The sequence below is a fragment of the Aeromonas sp. QDB54 genome (genome assembly GCF_027707385.1).
Taxonomy (GTDB): Bacteria; Pseudomonadota; Gammaproteobacteria; order Enterobacterales; family Aeromonadaceae; genus Aeromonas; species Aeromonas hydrophila.
Genome location: NZ_JAPCIT010000078.1, coordinates 1 through 1,318, shown reverse-complemented (window position 1 = coordinate 1,318; position 1,318 = coordinate 1). Strand labels below are relative to the sequence as shown.

Here is a 1,318-nt window from a genome sequence, read left to right as displayed (position 1 = left end):
CGGCGTTAGATGCACTAAGCACATAATTGCTCACAGCCAAACTATCAGGTCAAGTCTGCTTTTATTATTTTTAAGCGTGCATAATAAGCCCTACACAAATTGGGAGATATATCATGAAAGGCTGGCTTTTTCTTGTTATCGCAATAGTTGGCGAAGTAATCGCAACATCCGCATTAAAATCTAGCGAGGGCTTTACTAAGCTTGCCCCTTCCGCCGTTGTCATAATCGGTTATGGCATCGCATTTTATTTTCTTTCTCTGGTTCTGAAATCCATCCCTGTCGGTGTTGCTTATGCAGTCTGGTCGGGACTCGGCGTCGTCATAATTACAGCCATTGCCTGGTTGCTTCATGGGCAAAAGCTTGATGCGTGGGGCTTTGTAGGTATGGGGCTCATAATTGCTGCCTTTTTGCTCGCCCGATCCCCATCGTGGAAGTCGCTGCGGAGGCCGACGCCATGGTGACGGTGTTCGGCATTCTGAATCTCACCGAGGACTCCTTCTTCGATGAGAGCCGGCGGCTAGACCCCGCCGGCGCTGTCACCGCGGCGATCGAAATGCTGCGAGTCGGATCAGACGTCGTGGATGTCGGACCGGCCGCCAGCCATCCGGACGCGAGGCCTGTATCGCCGGCCGATGAGATCAGACGTATTGCGCCGCTCTTAGACGCCCTGTCCGATCAGATGCACCGTGTTTCAATCGACAGCTTCCAACCGGAAACCCAGCGCTATGCGCTCAAGCGCGGCGTGGGCTACCTGAACGATATCCAAGGATTTCCTGACCCTGCGCTCTATCCCGATATTGCTGAGGCGGACTGCAGGCTGGTGGTTATGCACTCAGCGCAGCGGGATGGCATCGCCACCCGCACCGGTCACCTTCGACCCGAAGACGCGCTCGACGAGATTGTGCGGTTCTTCGAGGCGCGGGTTTCCGCCTTGCGACGGAGCGGGGTCGCTGCCGACCGGCTCATCCTCGATCCGGGGATGGGATTTTTCTTGAGCCCCGCACCGGAAACATCGCTGCACGTGCTGTCGAACCTTCAAAAGCTGAAGTCGGCGTTGGGGCTTCCGCTATTGGTCTCGGTGTCGCGGAAATCCTTCTTGGGCGCCACCGTTGGCCTTCCTGTAAAGGATCTGGGTCCAGCGAGCCTTGCGGCGGAACTTCACGCGATCGGCAATGGCGCTGACTACGTCCGCACCCACGCGCCTGGAGATCTGCGAAGCGCAATCACCTTCTCGGAAACCCTCGCGAAATTTCGCAGTCGCGACGCCAGAGACCGAGGGTTAGATCATGCCTAGCATTCACCTTCCGGCCGCCCGCTA

The 1,318-nt window shown here is 56.8% G+C and carries 2 protein-coding genes; both read left to right on the top strand.

Annotation, left to right across the window (positions count from 1 at the left end; translation table 11 throughout):
* Positions 1-113: 113 nt before the first annotated feature.
* Positions 114-461: a quaternary ammonium compound efflux SMR transporter QacE delta 1 gene (locus tag PG881_RS23875; protein WP_000679427.1), complete on the top strand. Its 348-nt coding sequence runs from the start codon at positions 114-116 to the stop codon at positions 459-461.
* Positions 455-1,294, top strand: a complete 840-nt coding sequence (sul1, locus tag PG881_RS23870) for a sulfonamide-resistant dihydropteroate synthase Sul1 (protein WP_000259031.1) — start codon at positions 455-457, stop codon at positions 1,292-1,294. The genes PG881_RS23875 and sul1 overlap by 7 nt, the downstream gene beginning before the upstream one ends.
* The last annotated feature ends 24 nt before the right edge of the window (positions 1,295-1,318 follow it).